This is a genomic window from Parageobacillus sp. G301 (assembly GCF_030268025.1).
GTDB classification, from domain to species: Bacteria; Bacillota; Bacilli; order Bacillales; family Anoxybacillaceae; genus Parageobacillus_B; species Parageobacillus_B toebii.
The window spans coordinates 1122071-1136890 of sequence record NZ_BSDB01000002.1; the positions used below are offsets into that span (position 1 = coordinate 1122071).

The following is a 14820-nucleotide window of genomic DNA, read 5'->3' on the forward strand; positions in this document are numbered from 1 at the left end:
ACGAGGGACGCCATCGCCTCTTGACATTCCATCGGAAAAGGCTAGGGGGGAGAAAATGAATAAACGAAAATGGCCGCTGCGTCAGCAAGGAGCATTTTTAGTACGGCTTGGAGACTTGCTTGAAAAAGGGTATTCATTATCTCAAGCTATTGAATTTCTAGAAATTCAGCAACCTCTTTCCCGCCGCCGTGACTTACAGCATTGTCTTTCCCATCTTCGTTCTGGACTGCCTTTTTATCAATCGATTGCCCCGCTTCATTTTCATCGGGAAGCAATCGGCTATTTGTTTTTTGCCGAACAACATGGCGATTTGTCACATGGAATCGCGGAAGCAGGGAAAATGCTGTTGCACAAGGCTGAATATTTACAAAGGTTTCGGAAAACCAGCAGCTATCCGCTATTTTTGCTTTTCTTTATGGTATTGATGTTAGCGATCGTGCAACATGTGCTCCTTCCTCAATTTTTTCAGTTTTCCGCATCGTTATCTTCTTCCATTACCTCTATTTTTATTCAAGTCGTTTCGATCATTCCCAATATGTTTGTCGTTTTAGGTGTTTTCGCTATTGCTTGTTTTCTTTTATACATTAGCTGGTTTCAAAAACTCGAAATACCTACACAGATCAACATAATAATGAAAATCCCTCTTATTCGCTCCTTTGCGAAGCTATATTTTACACATATGTTCGCAATGCAATTAGGCCATTTATTACAAGGTGGTTTATCTATTTATGAATCGCTGCAAATATTTGAGCGGCAAGAGAAACTCCCTTTTTTACGTGAGGAAGGAAAAAGAATGAAACAACAGCTTGTCAAAGGAATATCGTTAGATGCCATTATTGCGTCACGTGAGTACTACGAACAAGAGTTGGCGCTTGTCGTTCGTCACGGGCAATCAAACGGAGAATTGGCAAAAGAATTAAGCCATTATAGCGAAATTGTTTTTCAAACAATGGAAGAGCGTATAGAAACATCGATGAAACTCGTCCAACCGATCTTGCTTTCCTTTGTGGGCATTCTCGTTATTTGCATGTATTTAGCGATTTTGTTTCCGATGTTTTCGATAATGAACAATTTATAGGAGGGAAAATGCCAATGAATGAAAAAGGGTTTACGTTAATCGAAATGTTAATTGTATTAATGGTTATTTCTATTTTATTGCTTATTGTCATTCCAAATATAACGAAACACAATGGAATGATTAATAACAAAGGATGTGAAGCGTTTCTGAACACCGTTCAAGCTCAAGTAAAGGCATATGAAATGGAACATAAACAAATTCCGACAATACAGCAGCTCATCGATGGAAAGTACATCAAGTCAGAGCAGTGTCCAAACGGACATAAAATTCAAATTAATAGCAACGGGGAAGTAAGTGAAAGTGGCGCGTAATGATGGCTTCACCTTTATTGAAATGCTTCTTGTTTTAACCGCCATCACGGTATTGATGGCGGTATCTTTCCCTTCTTTAAACAGCGTTGCGAAACAGAAAACAGAAATGTATATCATTACACAGCTCCGCAATGATTTGTTGTATGCACAACAATATGCAATGACCCATAAAACATCGGTGGCGGTTGCGTTTTCGGAAAATCACCCAGAGTATCGTATTACGGAAATAACATCAGAGAAAACGATTTTAAAACGATCGATCCCTAGTGAATGGAAATTTCAGCTGACTACATTGACGATGCCGCTCATTTTTTTAGAAAACGGAAATATCAATAAAGCGGGATCGCTATTGTTAAAAAGAAAAGATAGAACATATAAAATCGTATTTTTGCTGGGAAAAGGGAGGTTTTATGTACAAAAACTGTAATGGCTTTACCTTAGTGGAAGCGGTTTTTGCTTTGGCGTTATTGCTCGTTATTACAACAGTATTGTTGCCTTTGTTTGCACAAATAATGATGGAGCGTCAAAATATTGCGCTGAAAGCAAAAGCGCAACAAATATTGGATGCGGCATTATACGAAGAAAATATCCACAAAGAAACGACGGTGGTAGATGGACGAACAACATTTGTGATTCGTTCGGATTATGAAGAAAACGATATGTGGAAAGTATGCGTGCGTTGGAATGACTACGCAAACCGCAGCGCAGAAAGGTGTGGATATGTAAAACGATGATCGATTCGAAAAATGGGTTTACTTTTTTAGAAATGCTGATCGTCTTGTTGATCGTTTTACTGATTACATCATTGTTGCCGCTTCTTTTAGATGAGCGTTTATTCAAATATGAAAACGTTAATGGATTTCATCGTATCGAGTGGGAAATTTTTGTACAGCAGCTCAAAAGGGAGTTAAATGAATCGAAACAATGGAAAAGCAATGGTACGACGCTATATTTAGAAAAATTTACAGGGGATCAAGTCAGTTTTGACCTATACCGCTCATCGATTCGCAGACAAGTAAACGGCACAGGCAATGAAACGGCGCTGCAATTTGTCGAAAATGTCACATATACATTGACCAATCACGGAATTTTTCTTCATGTAAGAGCGATGGACGGAAAAACATATGAAGCGTTTATTTCTCGACTTTTTTAGCAGGGTGGCGTTTGTGATGCGAAATCAAAGCGGTATGATTTTTCCAATTACAGTCGTGGTTTCTTTTTTCTTTCTGTTAGCATTTTCTCATGTGCTCGAATTGTATCGGGTGGAAATGGAATCAATCGCGTACGAGCAACAATCGTATGAAGTCGATTCGATTATGCAAATGGCGGTTTTTGATGTCAAAAAACAGATTGCATCTTTTCCCGATTTACAAGGGAATGAGGGGGTTTTTGTTTACCCGATTGGCAAAGCAAATTATAAGTGGGAAAAAATTGATGAAACGAAAGTAAAAGCTTTGATTTTTGCCCGTTCCGATGGAGGAATTCGCTATAGCGCTACGTTTATCGTTTTATTTCCATCCCTTGATATTATCGAATGGACGGAGAATAATTCGTGATAAACGGTTTGTGATTCATTATTATCCATTACTTCATCTTGATGAATTGAAAAAATTACTCTTCCTTATTATCGAGAAGCAGATATAAGCGTCAATACAACCAATCGAACGGTGGAGCAAAATGGCCGAAGAGATTGCAAATGTGATTAAAGTAGAAAAAGAATGGAAAAGCTAATGGAAAAGGGGGTGGCATGTATGTCGACAAACGATTACGTAAAGTTTGTCACCCAACAGCTTGTAACCTATATGGATTTGCCGAAAGAAGAGCGCAAGAAAAAGCGGATGCAGCGCAAACAGGAGAAGCCGCCGCTATTGTACCGATGGTTTGGAATGATTCCTATCTCTCTTCGTCTCTTATTTCGGCGCCATTCGTAAAGGAGCGTTCCCATGACGGAAACGCTCCTTTTTCAACAGCGCGAAAACAGAACGATTAGGAACGGGGATGCAAGTAAAATAGTCCTCCGTTAATGACAGAAACGATAATTCTTGGTTTATACTGTTCTTCAAGCGCTTCTTTCTCAATATAATAACATTCTGGTTTTTCTTCCATCCCTTCATAAAAATGATCAAGAAGCGCCAAATCTTCTGCCCATCTTTCTTTCGCTTTTTCCGCCCATGTGTGATCATCTTGAAAGATGTGTCTACGAATGTATTGTTCTAAACGTCCAATACCGCTTTTTGGTTTGATGAGTGGGGAAATCGTAAAACAATAATCTGGTATTTTCGGGGTAAGCTTCAGTTTCTGTAATCGGTCATGAAATTGCTCGATAATTGTTCCGCTGATTAAGTGCAATCCAAGTGACAAAATTTGATCTTTCGTTCTGTCACACTGGTAAGAAATTTTCACGTTTAACCCGAGCCAAGGATGAAGTGGAATGTGTGATTGCTGATGAGTATCTACTTCCTCATACAAGCGAATGAAGCCGCCGCGTTTTTGCGCGGAGCGGAAAATCTGATGTAATCTAGGTGAACCAAAATGCAGCCGTTCTCCTTCTAGTGAGTTTGTTTTCTCCGTTTGTTTTGTAATAAGCGTTAGTCGCATTGGCGCAGGCGTGCCGCCGGTTCGCTCAATATAATGCCAATAAAACGGACGATTCATTAACTCTTTATCCATTTCAATCGACAATTGCACTTTTATATATCCGTCATCTGCTTCGAGAATGTCGCATTCATTGGCGCGAAAATACCGTTCTAAAAATTGGTGGATCTCATGTTGCTGCATATTGTTCTCCTCCTTTGGCAAGCTGGTCTGCTAGCTCAATCATTGCGGTAATATTCTCCATTTTAATTTTCATTTCTCCTTCGCTTCGAGAGTTCAGGAGTGCGTCTTGTAAATAATGCTCCAAATTCGCGAAGTTCATTTTTGCCAAAATGTCATCCAATTGGCCAACTACCCGTTCAAATAAACGAATTTTTTCATATAACAATGTTAAAATATGTTCCTCCACTGTATTTTTTACAGCGAAATTGTAAATGTACACATCGCTTGTTTGGCCGAGCCGATGAACGCGCCCAATTCGCTGTTCGAGCCGCATCGGATTCCAAGGCAGATCATAGTTGATGACATGGCGGCAAAATTGTAAGTTAATTCCTTCTCCGCCCGCTTCTGTTGCGATAAAAACTTGCGCATGATTTTTAAATAACTCTTTCATCCAATCTTTTTTTCCACGTTTAAATCCGCCGCGGAACGGGACGGAAGAGATGCCATGCTGTTTTAAAAACCATTGCAAATAAAGCTGGGTCGCCCGGTATTCAGTAAAAATAATGACTTTGTCATTAATGGATTGAATAAGCTGCAACGCTTTTTCTGCCTTCGAATTGGTTGTAACGGCATTTATTTTTTCCATTAGTTTGTGGAAAGAATCTGGAACCTCTCCTTTGCACTTGTCCATCATGTTTTTTACGGTAAGAAATAGCGCTTCGCGGCTGCTGCACGCTTCCCGCAGCATGGTGATAAGTGAAAACTGATTGCCAAATAACAGCGATCCGTCATATTTTAACGCTTGTACCGCCTCATACAATTCTTGTTCCTCTTCCGTAAACTCAATAAGCACGGTTTTTACGTGGCGTTTGGACCATTCAATGCCAGTATCAACGCGGCGGTTGCGAATCATGACTTTATTAATAAGTGTTTTTAAATGTTCATTTGTTTGTAAAGAGCGCGTTTTTCCGTACGTTTTTGCAAAATATTCCACGTTTCCTAAATGACCGGGCTTTAGTAGGGAAACGAGGTTAAAAATTTCTTCAATCCGGTTTTGAATCGGCGTCGCTGTTAGGAGCAAGCAAAACTTCTTTTTTAAATTTTGAACAAACTCATAGTTTTTTGTTTTATTGTTTTTCAGCTTGTGCGCTTCATCAATGATGACCATGTCGTATTGCTGTTTGTAAATAATTTCCCGATGCGGGCTTTTTTTTGCCGTGTCGATCGAGGATACGACGACATCGCATTGTTCCCACACATAGCTTTTTTTCTGTTGCACGGCAGGAATAAAAAATTTTTCGTTTAGCTCCTTTACCCATTGCGATACAAGAGAGGCAGGGACAAGAATCAGCACTTTTTTTACCAACCCGCGGATCATATATTCTTTTAAAATAAGGCCTGCTTCAATGGTTTTTCCAAGACCGACTTCATCGGCAAGAATCGCTTTTCCATTCATGTTTTCGACGACTTGCCTTGCAACTTCAAGCTGATGAGGAAGAGGAGTCAAGTGTGGCAAATGTTTTGGCGCCTGCAGGCCGTCAAATTCAGGTACGCTTAAATGCGTAGCAGCCTCGAGCGCTAATTGATACATTTCCCAGCTCGCCCAAGGCCCGTCCTTTTCGATTCGTTCGATAAATTCTTCCTTCCACGTTTCATCCATCTCGATGTCCATCATTGCATCCAACTCCTTTATTTTCACGAACATTTTATTTATAATTTTTATTAATATACGTATATTATTTGTTTTTTGTTGTTTAATAACATTAAAAAGTTCGGTTATTTTTTTATTTTTTTATTGCTCTTTTCCATTTTTTAATGGTAGTATAATAGTAAAGTTAGAAAGTTAAAATTTATTTTGCGATTTTTTACTAATAGTGTGCCCATTTTCTTGAAAATTATATATGGCCGCGGATGAGAACAAGGGGAGAGACTACGTAATGTAGCGCCGAAGGAGCAAGCGGAAACGCGAATCTCTCAGGCAAAAAGACTCTTGTTTGACGCAGCTCTGGAGAGTGTTCACGACCTTGTGAACCACCAAAGAGGAAACCTATTTTACAATAGGGAAACTTTCAGGTGCCAGGACAGAGCCTCCACTCATCATGGTAGGGAGGAGTCTGTCCTTTTTGCGTTTATGTAAAAAATTAGGAGGGGAAGAAATGCTAAAACGCACGCCGTTATTTGCTGTTTACGAGCGTTATGGTGCCAAAACAATCGATTTTGGCGGATGGGAGCTTCCTGTTCAATTTTCCAGCATTAAAGAAGAACATGAAGCAGTACGTACACGTGCTGGCTTATTCGATGTATCACATATGGGAGAGTTTGTCGTCAAAGGGAGAGGAAGCCTTGCGTTTTTGCAAAAAATGATGACGAACGATGTATCGAAATTGACAGACGGCCGTGCACAATATTCGCTTATGTGTTATGAAGATGGCGGAACGGTGGATGACTTATTAATTTATAAAAAAGCGGATGGCCATTATCTCCTTGTTGTCAATGCCGCCAATATTGAGAAAGATTTTGAGTGGCTGCATGACCACTTATTTGGCGATGTGGAACTTGTAAACATTTCTCAGGAAATTGCTCAACTTGCTTTGCAAGGGCCGCTTGCAGAACAAGTGTTACAAAAATTAACGAATACCGATTTATCGGCAATCAAATTTTTCTCGTTTCAAGATGATATAAATATTAACGGCGTAAAAGCGCTTGTTTCCCGTACCGGTTATACTGGGGAAGATGGTTTTGAAATTTATTGCCGAAGAGAAGATGCAGTGACGCTCTGGGAATCCATTTTAGAAGCAGGGAAAGAAGAAGGAGTGCTTCCATGCGGACTCGGTGCGCGCGATACGCTTCGTTTTGAAGCGACATTGCCGCTTTACGGACAAGAGCTATCGAAAGACATTACCCCTATTGAAGCCGGTCTTGGATTTGCGGTGAAAACGAACAAAGATGCCGATTTTATCGGAAAAGATGTATTGAAAAAACAAAAAGAAGAAGGAACAGCGCGAAAACTGGTCGGGATCGAAATGATTGACAAAGGCATTCCGCGCCATGGCTATAAAGTGTTTGCCAATGGAGAAGAAATCGGATTTGTCACGACTGGAACGCAATCACCGACATTGAAGAAAAATATCGGCCTAGCGCTTATAAAAACAGAATTTACCGAGATGGATACGGAAGTAGAAGTCGAAATCCGCGGTAAACGTTTGAAAGCGAAAGTAATCGCAACGCCGTTTTATAAGCGGGCAAAGTAAAGAAAAAAAGGGGAGAATGGACGTGCTTCATCGTTATTTGCCGATGACAGAAGAAGATAAGCGGGAAATGTTGAAAGTAATTGGCGTTGATTCGATTGATGATTTGTTTGCAGATATTCCGGAAAGCGTACGCTTTCGCGGCGAGTTAAACATTAAAAAGGCGAAATCGGAGCCGGAACTGTTCAAAGAACTGTCCGCGCTTGCAGAGAAAAACGCGGATACGAAAAAATATACGTCCTTTTTAGGTGCAGGAGTGTATGATCATTATATTCCTGTGATTGTGGATCATGTTATTTCACGTTCTGAATTTTACACAGCATATACTCCATATCAGCCGGAAATCTCGCAAGGCGAACTGCAAGCGATTTTCGAGTTTCAAACGATGATTTGTGAATTGACAGGAATGGATGTAGCGAACTCTTCCATGTACGATGGGGGCACAGCGCTAGCGGAAGCAATGCTATTAAGTGCTGCGCATACGAAAAAGAAAAAAGTATTGCTATCGAAAACGGTTCATCCGGAATACCGCGATGTGGTGAAAACATACGCAAAAGGACAGCGGCTTAGCGTGGTAGAAATTCCGTTTCAAAATGGCGTAACCGACTTAGAGGCATTAAAGATGGAAATGGATGAGGAAGTTGCTTGTGTTATTGTTCAATATCCAAACTTTTTCGGACAAATTGAACCGCTAAAAGACATCGAACCGATCGCCCATAGCGGAAAAAGCATGTTCGTTGTTGCGAGCAATCCACTTGCTCTTGGCATCCTTACTCCGCCAGGACAGTTTGGCGCAGATATCGTTGTCGGCGATGCCCAGCCATTTGGCATTCCAATGCAATTTGGCGGACCGCATTGCGGCTATTTTGCCGTCAAATCAGCACTAATACGCAAAATTCCTGGACGCCTTGTCGGACAGACGAGCGATGAAGAAGGACGACGAGGCTTTGTGTTGACATTGCAGGCGCGCGAGCAACACATTCGCCGCGATAAAGCGACGTCCAATATTTGCTCGAACCAAGCGCTAAACGCGCTCGCTGCTTCTGTTGCGATGACGGCGCTTGGCAAAAAAGGTGTGAAAGAAATGGCGGCGATGAATATACAAAAAGCGCAGTATGCGAAAAATGAATTAGTCAAACACGGATTTCATGTACCGTTTACCGGTCCGTTTTTCAACGAATTTGTCGTCCGTCTCGAAAAACCGGTAGCGGAAGTGAACAAACGCCTTCTTGAAAAAGGAATCATCGGCGGTTATGATGTCGGCCGCGATTATCCGGAGCTGCAAAATCATATGTTAATTGCGGTAACCGAATTGCGAACAAAAAAAGAAATCGACACGTTCGTGAAAGAATTGGGGGATTGTCATGCATAAAGATCAGCCGCTTATTTTTGAATTAAGCAAACCTGGGCGCATTGGCTATAGTTTGCCGGAGTTAGATGTTCCGGCTGTCCATGTCGAAGATGTCGTACCGGCCGATTATATTCGCACGGAGGAGCCGGAGCTTCCAGAAGTGTCGGAACTCGATATTATGCGCCATTACACCGCATTGTCCAAACGGAATCATGGCGTCGATTCCGGCTTTTATCCGCTCGGTTCTTGTACGATGAAATACAATCCGAAAATCAATGAAAATGTCGCACGTCTCGCTGGATTTGCTCATATTCATCCGCTTCAGCCTGAGGAAACGGTGCAAGGTGCGTTAGAATTAATGTATGACCTGCAGGAGCATTTAAAAGAAATCACCGGGATGGACGCCGTTACGCTACAGCCGGCGGCGGGAGCGCACGGCGAATGGACAGGGCTGATGATGATTCGTGCGTATCACGAGGCAAACGGCGACTTTCACCGGACGAAAGTGATTATTCCTGATTCCGCTCACGGAACGAATCCAGCTTCCGCAACGGTAGCCGGTTTTGAAACCGTTACTGTCAAGTCGACAGAAGACGGGTTAGTGGACTTAGAAGATTTAAAACGCGTCGTTGGCCCGGATACAGCGGCATTGATGCTTACAAATCCAAATACGCTCGGCTTGTTTGAGAAAAATATTTTAGAAATGGCCGAGATTGTGCATGAAGCTGGCGGAAAGCTGTACTATGACGGCGCTAATTTAAATGCTGTATTAAGCAAGGCAAGACCGGGAGATATGGGTTTTGATGTCGTGCATCTCAACTTGCATAAAACATTTACTGGTCCGCACGGTGGAGGCGGCCCAGGCTCCGGTCCAGTCGGGGTTAAAGCGGACCTTATCCCGTTTTTACCAAAGCCGGTCGTTTCAAAAGGTGAAAATGGCTATTATTTGGACTATGACCGACCGCAAGCGATTGGACGAGTAAAACCTTTCTACGGCAATTTCGGAATTAACGTCCGCGCTTACACCTATATTCGCTCCATGGGCCCCGACGGTTTAAAAGCAGTGACGGAATATGCCGTGTTAAATGCCAACTACATGATGCGCCGTCTCGCGGGATATTACGAGTTGCCGTACGACCGCCATTGCAAGCATGAATTTGTCTTGTCGGGCAAACGGCAAAAGAAACTTGGTGTCCGCACGCTCGATATTGCTAAGCGTTTGCTGGATTTCGGCTTCCATCCGCCGACAGTATATTTCCCGCTTATTGTCGAGGAATGCATGATGATCGAGCCGACGGAAACGGAATCAAAAGAAACGCTTGATGCGTTTATCGATGCGATGATTCAAATCGCCAAAGAAGCGGAAGAAAATCCGGAAATCGTGCAAGAAGCGCCGCATACGACCGTTGTCAAACGCCTCGACGAAACGACAGCAGCGCGCAAGCCAATCTTGCGCTACCAAAAACAATAAAACGAGTAAAACAGGCGATTCATTCCGGTGGGAATGGGTCGCTTGTTTTTGTATATTAATGATAGACAGAAAAATGAGAAAATAATGAAGGAAGTGAAAAGATGCTCATCGGTTACATACAGGAAATCATACGCTATCCTGTCAAATCGTTTCAAGGAGAACGTGCACAAAAAACGAGAGTGATGGATTGATGAAGTGTATCTTTTAGATTAATGAAAAGTAATGCCCATACCACAAACACATAGTTCCTTTCTCTGCAAAGAAGATGAATTCATCTGTTTTTTATTGACATAAAAACTATGTTAGTTTAGTATATAAACTAACGTTATTAAACAGAAGCAGTAAGTCGTTTTTATATTGTACATCAAAGATGGAATATAGGAGACTGGGGAACAGCGATTAGTGGTGGGTGAAATCAGTTTTGGCCGCAGGGATCGTGGGAAAAAGTAAGCGATGAAGAATTGCTGCGTGCATTTGCATATGCTATGGCTCACGAGATAAACTTTTTTCATACAGCCGCTGGCGATGGAATTGATCAGCGACTAATCCGCCTATTCGCGCGGCATACTAAAAAAGGTTGCAGAAGGAATGACCGTATATGGTGCGAACAGGAAATATAGGACTCGTCAAAAAAATCAATAAACAGATCGTATTAAAGCTGATTCGCGAAAAAAATAATATTTCGCGGGCGGAGATCGCCAAAATCACCGGATTAAACAAAGCTACGGTATCAGCGTTAGTCGATGAATTAATTTCCGAACATTTTGTCAGCGAAAGCGGAATTGGCGTTTCCACCGGCGGCCGCCGGCCGCTCATGCTCCGCTTTAACGAAGCGGCTGGCTCACTAATCGGCATAGAGTTGGGGGTCAACTACATTTATGCCGTGTTAACGGACTTAAACGCCGAGATCATTTGGGAAAAGATGTGCCATTTTCGTGCCAATGAAAAGCAGGAAACAATCATCGAAAAAATGATCGCGATGATTCACGAAGCCATTCGCCAGGCGCCGACTACTCCGTATGGAATAATGGGCATCGGCATTGGCGTGCCAGGGATTGTGGATACGGAAGAAGGGCTTGTTGTATTTGCGCCGAACCTTCATTGGGATCATGTTTCCCTTTCTTCCATTCTTCAAAAACAATGGCCAAATTATCCGATTATTATTGAAAACGAAGCAAAGTTGGCGGCGCTCGGTGAAAAATGGTTTGGCGCCGGCAAAGAGTTTGCGAATTTTGTATATGTCAGCGCCGGGATCGGGATCGGCGCCGGAGTCATCATTCACAACCAGCTATACCGCGGGATTGATGGCATTGCCGGCGAAATCGGCCATCATGTCATTGACGCTCACGGCTTTCGTTGCAGCTGCGGCAATAACGGATGTTGGGAGATGTACGCGTCAGAAAAGTATATTCAGCGTCGGCTCGAGCAGGAACATTATCATTCCATGTTAGAAGGCTTTTCCGTAGAGAAAGTACGCGCATTAGCTGAAAGCGGCGACAAGCAAATGGCGCAAATATTGGCGGAGGTCGGCCATTACCTGGGGATTGGCATTTTACATATCATTTATGCGTATAACCCGGAAGCCGTTATTGTCGGCAGTACGATTGGCAAGGCGGGCAAATGGGTGCTGGAGCCGGCACGGGAAGAAGTCGAAAAAAGGATATTAGTGAAAAATGGGAACGGTCCGTTCATTATTCCATCACAGTTATTGGAAAAAAGCTGTGCGATCGGCGCCGTGGCTTCTGTACTAGAAAAAGTAGTGATGCCTTCGGAGTTAGAAGTCATTTCCTAGCAGTCTAAACTGGGTGCCCTAAACGTTTTTTGGGCACCTTATTGCATAATAAATCCTTCACTTTGGCAAAAAGTAAAGCGGAGCCTACTGTTTTCTTTATAATTGACGATGAGAAAAAAGGATAGATGAAAGCGTTTCACGGCTTCCATCTATCCTTTCTAGCTGCCTTAAGCCTTTTTCTTGATTTTCCCCGTCCACGTTTTAAAACCGCCTTTTAAATGGTACAAATCGCGGTATCCTTTACGGTACAGCATTTGCGCGGCGCGGCCGCTGCGCAGCCCGTTTTGGCAATATAAATAAATTGGCTGATCCTTTCGCAACTCTTTCATGCGCATGCGCAGTTGGGTCAAAGGAATATTGCGCGCTCCTAAAATATGTCCAGCCGCAAACTCATCCGGTTCGCGGACGTCAATTAATTGCGCTTTGCGATAACCGGCGCGGAATTCTTCTTCTGTTAATGCTTTTACTATTTTTCGCTGCATGAGATAGGTGACAACAGAATAGATGATGATTGCGCCGAGAATAATAAGCAATATTTCCACAAGTAGCGCCCCCTTTCCGTTCATTTGCCAACTTCTATTATATAAGCGTTGCTTTTGATAAGCAAAACATTTTCCAAGAGTATAACAGCGTTTTTCTTTCCATGATTCGGATTGTTTGTTAAACTAGTAGACGCAAACTTTAAAATTAAAAGAAGGGTTGAAAGATGGCAAAAGAAATTTGGCGCTTTATCGACTCCGGATACTGTTCTCCTTCGTTTAATATGGCGCTGGATGAGGCGCTTTTAGACTGGCATAGCGAAGGCAAAATTCCGCCGACGATTCGCTTTTATGGTTGGAATCCGCCGACGTTATCGATCGGGTATTTCCAAAAAGTGGAAAAAGAAATTGATTTAGAAGCGGTAAAACGCCATGGTCTCGGGTTTGTGAGACGGCCGACAGGAGGACGAGGCGTTCTTCATGATAAAGAGCTGACGTATAGTGTGATTGTTTCCGAAGAACATCCGGATATGCCAAAAACGGTGACCGAGGCGTATCGGGTGATTTCGCAAGGAATTTTAGAAGGATTTCGTTTTCTCGGCTTAAATGCCTATTTTGCTGTGCCAAAAACGGAAGAGGAGAAAGCGGATTTAAGAAGCCCAAGATCTGCCGTCTGTTTTGATGCGCCGTCATGGTACGAGCTTGTCGTCGAAGGCCGCAAAATTGCCGGCAGCGCGCAGACGCGGCAAAAAGGGGTTATTTTGCAGCACGGCTCGATTTTGCTTGACTTGGATGAAGATTTGCTTTTCAGCTTGTTTAAATATCCGAACGAACGGGTAAAAGAGCGCTTGCAGCGCAATTTTAAAAACAAAGCGGTGGCGATTAACGAATTGATCGACCGCAAGATTACGATCGAAGAAGCGAAAGAAGCGTTTTATAAAGGATTTGAAAAAGGGCTTGATATCGTGCTGGAACCATATACGTTATCGCCGGAAGAACTAGAATATGTTTATGAGCTAGCACGAACGAAATATGAAAGCGATGAATGGAATTTCAAACGCTGATTGGCAACATGGAAAATCATTCATTTATCGGCAAAAAAGGCGTAATTTTTCTGTTTCTCTCCTTTTTCCGCCGTTTTCTATTGTTTTTTTTATTTGACAAAATGAAAACTAGTTGACCTAAACACAATATATAGTATGTTTTTTGTTAAAAAACATACTATATATTGTTTTTTTGTGGTTAATATGGTAAGGTAAAAAAGACAGGACACGCAGGTAGAAAAGTGATGAAGAAATAGAAAGAAGAGGAGAGATTGAAGAATGACGGTCGCGTCTTCAGAAAAAATGAAAATTGATATCGAAAAGCTGAACGAGGATATTCGCCTTTTTCCGCAAGTGCATCCGATTACGGAGGATATGAAAATTACGCATAAAGGCGTTTCTCGTTTAGTGATGTTGGACCGCTACTCATTTAAAGATACGGAAAAATTGACGCTGGGAGTCGGCGATTTTGTCGTATTGACGATTAAAGAAGATCCGAAATTCCCGGCTCGCGGCTTGGGCTTTATCGTCGATATTGATTGGGAAGCGAAAAAAGCGAAAGTGCTCGTTGAGGAAGAATATCGGCACGTGCTTGAAGGTGAAGAAGCAGAGACGGGAATCGTCGTCCGCTCGCTTGATGTGATCGACAAACCGCTCGAAATCTTTTACGAACAAATCGCGAAACGAAATGCAACAGGCTTGGCAGCGGTGGAAAAGACGGAGGAAAAACGGAAAGAGTGGTTTGAAAAGTTTTATCAAGAGCTTGTCAGCTTGAACTTTGTGCCGGCAGGACGCGTATTGTACGGCGCAGGGTCCGGGAAAGATGTGACGTATTTCAACTGCTATGTCATGCCGTTTATAAAAGATTCGCGTGAAGGGATTTCCGAGCATCGCAAACAAGTAATGGAAATTATGAGCCGCGGCGGCGGCGTCGGCACGAATGGCTCGACATTGCGTCCGCGCAACACGCTGGCGCGCGGGGTGAACGGAAAATCGTCCGGATCGGTCTCCTGGCTTGATGATATTGCGAAATTAACCCACCTTGTTGAACAAGGTGGCTCCCGTTAAAAAGCGCCATGGCGGGAGTAAAATCTCGTGAATTGCTGGAACCCCCTAAAGCCAACTTGACCACAACGTGGCCGGCAACGGCGAGCGTGATGGTTTGAAAACAAGTTGGATGTAACAATGGGCAACCAGCAGCCAAGCATCTCTGGAAACGGAGATGAAGGTTCAACGACTATTGAAACTTCCTACAGCTCCCAACATAATTAAATTAAAATTATAATATTA

General features: G+C 42.7%; 15 protein-coding genes, 1 pseudogene and 1 riboswitch. Of the genes and pseudogenes, 13 read left to right on the top strand and 3 right to left on the bottom strand.

Annotated elements, in window-relative coordinates:
- Positions 1-55: 55 nt before the first annotated feature.
- From comGB to QSJ37_RS14500, 7 genes are all read left to right on the top strand, one after another.
- On the top strand, positions 56-1078 hold the full coding sequence (gene comGB, locus QSJ37_RS14470; protein WP_285755828.1) for a competence type IV pilus assembly protein ComGB: 1023 nt from the start codon (positions 56-58) through the stop codon (positions 1076-1078).
- A gap of 14 nt (positions 1079-1092) precedes the next feature.
- Positions 1093-1389, top strand: a complete 297-nt coding sequence (comGC, locus tag QSJ37_RS14475; RefSeq protein ID WP_285755829.1) for a competence type IV pilus major pilin ComGC — start codon at positions 1093-1095, stop codon at positions 1387-1389.
- On the top strand, positions 1373-1816 hold the full coding sequence (comGD, locus tag QSJ37_RS14480; protein WP_285755830.1) for a competence type IV pilus minor pilin ComGD: 444 nt from the start codon (positions 1373-1375) through the stop codon (positions 1814-1816). The genes comGC and comGD overlap by 17 nt, the downstream gene beginning before the upstream one ends.
- The gene (gene comGE, locus QSJ37_RS14485) at positions 1800-2123 is read left to right on the top strand and encodes a competence type IV pilus minor pilin ComGE (protein ID WP_285755833.1); all 324 of its coding nucleotides are present in this window, start codon (positions 1800-1802) and stop codon (positions 2121-2123) included. The genes comGD and comGE overlap by 17 nt, the downstream gene beginning before the upstream one ends.
- Complete coding sequence (gene comGF, locus QSJ37_RS14490) at positions 2120-2542, top strand: competence type IV pilus minor pilin ComGF (RefSeq protein ID WP_285755834.1); 423 nt, start codon at positions 2120-2122, stop codon at positions 2540-2542. Before comGE ends, comGF begins: the two co-directional genes overlap by 4 nt.
- A 16-nt stretch (positions 2543-2558) precedes the next feature.
- Positions 2559-2945 carry a competence type IV pilus minor pilin ComGG gene (comGG, locus tag QSJ37_RS14495; protein ID WP_015864478.1) on the top strand — a complete coding sequence of 129 codons (387 nt, stop codon included), beginning with the start codon at positions 2559-2561 and terminating at the stop codon, positions 2943-2945.
- Between the two features lie 195 nt (positions 2946-3140).
- Positions 3141-3320 carry a YqzE family protein gene (locus QSJ37_RS14500; protein ID WP_015864477.1) on the top strand — a complete coding sequence of 60 codons (180 nt, stop codon included), beginning with the start codon at positions 3141-3143 and terminating at the stop codon, positions 3318-3320.
- Between the two features lie 55 nt (positions 3321-3375).
- On the opposite strand, the gene QSJ37_RS14505 is transcribed toward QSJ37_RS14500, so the two are convergent.
- Both QSJ37_RS14505 and QSJ37_RS14510 read right to left on the bottom strand, forming a co-directional pair.
- The gene (locus tag QSJ37_RS14505) at positions 3376-4167 is read right to left on the bottom strand and encodes a YqhG family protein (protein ID WP_285755835.1); all 792 of its coding nucleotides are present in this window, start codon (positions 4165-4167) and stop codon (positions 3376-3378) included.
- On the bottom strand, positions 4154-5821 hold the full coding sequence (locus tag QSJ37_RS14510) for a DEAD/DEAH box helicase (RefSeq protein WP_285755836.1): 1668 nt from the start codon (positions 5819-5821) through the stop codon (positions 4154-4156). Before QSJ37_RS14510 ends, QSJ37_RS14505 begins: the two co-directional genes overlap by 14 nt.
- Before the next feature lie 236 nt (positions 5822-6057).
- A riboswitch (glycine riboswitch) is annotated at positions 6058-6146 on the top strand.
- 156 nt (positions 6147-6302) lie between these two features.
- On the opposite strand from QSJ37_RS14510, the gene gcvT reads away from it, so the two are divergent.
- The 4 genes from gcvT (at position 6303) to QSJ37_RS14530 (ending at position 12008) form a co-directional block, all read left to right on the top strand.
- A complete protein-coding gene (gcvT, locus tag QSJ37_RS14515; protein WP_285755837.1) occupies positions 6303-7397 on the top strand; it encodes a glycine cleavage system aminomethyltransferase GcvT in 1095 nt (364 codons plus the stop codon).
- A 22-nt stretch (positions 7398-7419) separates the two neighbouring features.
- Positions 7420-8766, top strand: a complete 1347-nt coding sequence (gene gcvPA, locus QSJ37_RS14520; protein ID WP_285755838.1) for an aminomethyl-transferring glycine dehydrogenase subunit GcvPA — start codon at positions 7420-7422, stop codon at positions 8764-8766.
- Positions 8759-10216 (top strand): aminomethyl-transferring glycine dehydrogenase subunit GcvPB, encoded by a 1458-nt coding sequence (gene gcvPB / locus QSJ37_RS14525; protein ID WP_285755839.1) that lies wholly within the window; start codon positions 8759-8761, stop codon positions 10214-10216. Before gcvPA ends, gcvPB begins: the two co-directional genes overlap by 8 nt.
- A 598-nt stretch (positions 10217-10814) precedes the next feature.
- Positions 10815-12008: an ROK family transcriptional regulator gene (locus QSJ37_RS14530; protein WP_285755840.1), complete on the top strand. Its 1194-nt coding sequence runs from the start codon at positions 10815-10817 to the stop codon at positions 12006-12008.
- A 167-nt stretch (positions 12009-12175) separates the two neighbouring features.
- On the opposite strand, the gene QSJ37_RS14535 is transcribed toward QSJ37_RS14530, so the two are convergent.
- Entirely contained in the window at positions 12176-12550 is a 375-nt protein-coding gene (locus QSJ37_RS14535) for a rhodanese-like domain-containing protein (RefSeq protein WP_015864470.1), read from the bottom strand.
- A gap of 164 nt (positions 12551-12714) precedes the next feature.
- On the opposite strand from QSJ37_RS14535, the gene QSJ37_RS14540 reads away from it, so the two are divergent.
- Positions 12715-13551, top strand: coding sequence for a lipoate--protein ligase family protein (locus QSJ37_RS14540; RefSeq protein WP_285755841.1), 837 nt, complete (start codon positions 12715-12717; stop codon positions 13549-13551).
- Between the two features lie 258 nt (positions 13552-13809).
- A pseudogene (locus QSJ37_RS14545) lies at positions 13810-14595 on the top strand (ribonucleotide reductase N-terminal alpha domain-containing protein); the annotation flags it as partial.
- Positions 14596-14820 lie beyond the last annotated feature (225 nt).

Excerpts from the sequence above, each read along its gene's own strand:
- QSJ37_RS14510 (WP_285755836.1), bottom strand. The coding sequence starts at position 5,821 with ATGATGGACATCGAGATGGATGAAACGTGGAAGGAAGAATTTATCGAA.
- QSJ37_RS14505 (WP_285755835.1), bottom strand. The coding sequence starts at position 4,167 with ATGCAGCAACATGAGATCCACCAATTTTTAGAACGGTATTTTCGCGCC.
- QSJ37_RS14530 (WP_285755840.1), top strand. The coding sequence starts at position 10,815 with ATGGTGCGAACAGGAAATATAGGACTCGTCAAAAAAATCAATAAACAG.
- gcvPB (WP_285755839.1), top strand. The coding sequence starts at position 8,759 with ATGCATAAAGATCAGCCGCTTATTTTTGAATTAAGCAAACCTGGGCGC.
- comGG (WP_015864478.1), top strand. The coding sequence starts at position 2,559 with ATGCGAAATCAAAGCGGTATGATTTTTCCAATTACAGTCGTGGTTTCT.
- comGF (WP_285755834.1), top strand. The coding sequence starts at position 2,120 with ATGATCGATTCGAAAAATGGGTTTACTTTTTTAGAAATGCTGATCGTC.
- comGB (WP_285755828.1), top strand. The coding sequence starts at position 56 with ATGAATAAACGAAAATGGCCGCTGCGTCAGCAAGGAGCATTTTTAGTA.
- comGE (WP_285755833.1), top strand. The coding sequence starts at position 1,800 with ATGTACAAAAACTGTAATGGCTTTACCTTAGTGGAAGCGGTTTTTGCT.
- gcvT (WP_285755837.1), top strand. The coding sequence starts at position 6,303 with ATGCTAAAACGCACGCCGTTATTTGCTGTTTACGAGCGTTATGGTGCC.
- QSJ37_RS14500 (WP_015864477.1), top strand. The coding sequence starts at position 3,141 with ATGTCGACAAACGATTACGTAAAGTTTGTCACCCAACAGCTTGTAACC.
- comGC (WP_285755829.1), top strand. The coding sequence starts at position 1,093 with ATGAATGAAAAAGGGTTTACGTTAATCGAAATGTTAATTGTATTAATG.
- QSJ37_RS14540 (WP_285755841.1), top strand. The coding sequence starts at position 12,715 with ATGGCAAAAGAAATTTGGCGCTTTATCGACTCCGGATACTGTTCTCCT.